The organism is Kitasatospora putterlickiae (genome assembly GCF_039527695.1).
GTDB lineage: Bacteria > Actinomycetota > Actinomycetes > Streptomycetales > Streptomycetaceae > Kitasatospora > Kitasatospora putterlickiae.
In genome coordinates this window covers 7,600-9,754 of record NZ_BAAAKJ010000515.1, presented here as the reverse complement: position 1 = coordinate 9,754, position 2,155 = coordinate 7,600, and the positions used below count along the sequence as shown (strand labels likewise).

At 70.5% G+C, this 2,155-nt stretch carries 3 protein-coding genes; 1 reads left to right on the top strand and 2 read right to left on the bottom strand.

The window, feature by feature from the left end; translation table 11 throughout:
- Positions 1-41: 41 nt before the first annotated feature.
- Positions 42-701 carry an endonuclease NucS gene (gene nucS / locus ABD308_RS38400; RefSeq protein WP_189915743.1) on the bottom strand — a complete coding sequence of 220 codons (660 nt, stop codon included), beginning with the start codon at positions 699-701 and terminating at the stop codon, positions 42-44.
- A gap of 510 nt (positions 702-1,211) precedes the next feature.
- Between nucS and ABD308_RS38395 the strand changes: the two genes are divergently transcribed.
- Complete coding sequence (locus ABD308_RS38395) at positions 1,212-1,604, top strand: SCO5389 family protein (RefSeq protein ID WP_344345586.1); 393 nt, start codon at positions 1,212-1,214, stop codon at positions 1,602-1,604.
- 68 nt (positions 1,605-1,672) lie between these two features.
- On the opposite strand, the gene ABD308_RS38390 is transcribed toward ABD308_RS38395, so the two are convergent.
- On the bottom strand, positions 1,673-2,155 hold a 483-nt coding region (locus ABD308_RS38390; RefSeq protein ID WP_344345585.1), incomplete at its 5' end, for an LLM class flavin-dependent oxidoreductase.

Genomic DNA, 2,155 nt, shown 5'->3' with positions numbered 1-2,155 from the left:
CCAGCCCGGCGGCGCCGCCGACCGGTCCGTGACCGGAGGGGTCAGAACAGCTTCAGCTTGTCGTCGTCGATGCCGCGCAGCTCGTCGTAGTCCAGCACCACGCAGCCGATGCCGCGGTCGGTGGCCAGCACCCGCGCCTGCGGCTTGATCTCCTGCGCGGCGAAGACGCCCTTCACCGGCGCCAGCAGCGGGTCGCGGTTGAGCAGTTCCAGGTACCGGGTGAGCTGCTCGACGCCGTCGATCTCGCCGCGGCGCTTGATCTCGACGGCGACGGTCGCGCCGTCCGCGTCGCGGCACAGGATGTCCACCGGGCCGATCGCGGTCGGGTACTCGCGGCGGATCAGCGACCAGCCGGAGCCGAGCACCTCCATCCGGTCCGCGAGCAGCTCCTGGAGGTGTGCCTCGACGCCGTCCTTGATCAGGCCGGGGTCCACGCCGAGTTCGTGCGAGGAGTCGTGCAGCACCTCCTCCAGCGTGATGATGAGCTTCTCGCCGGCCTTGTTCTCCACCGTCCAGACCCCGTCGGCCTCCTTGAGGACGCACGGCGGGGACATCCAGTTGAGCGGCTTGTAGGCGCGGTCGTCGGCGTGGATGCTGACGCTGCCGTCGGCCTTGACCAGGATGAGCCTGGTGGCGGAGGGCAGATGGGCGGAGAGCCGACCGGCATAGTCGACTGAGCAGCGGGCAATTACGAGACGCACGGTCGACCACGCTAGCCCACCGGGGCCAGTTGATGCGATTCCACGACGACCGGGTGAAGAATCCGCGAACCCCGCCACCATGGATCCCCTGCGATCCCGCGAAAGCCTGTCGGCACCCTGGCGGCCACCACCATAGGCCGCTACGGTGTGTGACGGATTGCTTGCGGGAGCGCTGTCAACGGGGATGGAGACTTCAGATGAACGATCCGACAGGATCCGGCCAATGTGGTGCACCCGGACGCATTACCGGAGCAATCCACAGGAATCACCGGCCTGGCCCGTCGTTGACTGCCACGCTGTTCTGAGCGGCCGGCGCCCCTGACCGACGTCCCTCCACGGTCAGCGGCGCCCCCGCGTCGGCGCGGTTGCCGGAACCCGGCCGTCCGACGGCGTCACACCCGTCCGACGGTGCTCCGGACACACACGCGTCCCCACCCTCACCCTCAGCTTGGACTTGGACTACGCAGCACCACCCGGGCGCCGCGCGGGTGGAACGCGAGAGGAGAACCCATGTCGCTCGACGTCTCACCGGCCCTGTTGGAGAAGGCCGAGCGGGACGAGGTCGACGAGCGGGAGTTCGTCGACTGCGTCCGCGTCTCCCTGCCGTACGCCTGGGACCTGATCAGCTCGCTGGTCGCCCAGACGAACGTCGATGGCACCGACTTCGCCGACAACCAGGTACCGCCGCCCAGCGAGCAGGCCCGCGGCCAGCTCCTGCGGGCGCTCGCCAGCAACGCCATCCGGGGTGCCCTGGAGCGGCACTTCGGTGTCGAGCTGGCCTTCCAGAACTGTCACCGGGTGGCGGTGTTCCGGCCGTCCTCCGCCAACAAGAAGCGCTACGAGCGCTTCACCTCGGTCCGCGAACAACTGCTCAACCAGTCCGACGAACTCCGGGACTGCTGATCGCCCGCCCGCTTGTCGCCGGCTCCCCTCCGGGACGCTCCGACCCGGTCGGGGACGGGCAGGGCGGCTCAGCTCAGCTGCGGTAGTACCTCGGAGCCCAGCCGGGCGATGTTGTGCAGGGTCGCCTCCCGGTCGCCGCTGCCCTCGGCGAGCAGGGCGAAACGGCGGATGCCGGTCCGTTCGGCGGTGGCCAGGAGCCGGTCGGCGCACTGCCGGGGCGTCCCGACCGCGTGCAGGTCGCAGAGCAGCTCGGTGTACTGGCGCGGGTCGCGCATCTTGCGCTCCCGGCCGTCCACCGTGCGGTGCGCGCCGAGCCCGAACTCGAACCAGCCGGGCATCGCGCGCAGCAGAGTGGCCCGGGCCGCCGAGGTGCGGTCGTCGACCTGGGCCACCCCGGCCGCGATGTGCTGCCGGCCGACCCGGCGCAGCTGCTCCTCGCCGCGTCCGGCCGCCAGCCAGGCGGAACGATACAGCTCCAGCATGTGCAGCTTGTCCTCGTCGCCGGAGTGCATGCCGAGCAGCATCGGCAGGCCGCGTTCGGCGGCGGTGCG

Coding starts and splice junctions, on each gene's coding strand:
- ABD308_RS38395 (WP_344345586.1), top strand. CDS start 1,212: ATGTCGCTCGACGTCTCACCGGCCCTGTTGGAGAAGGCCGAGCGGGAC.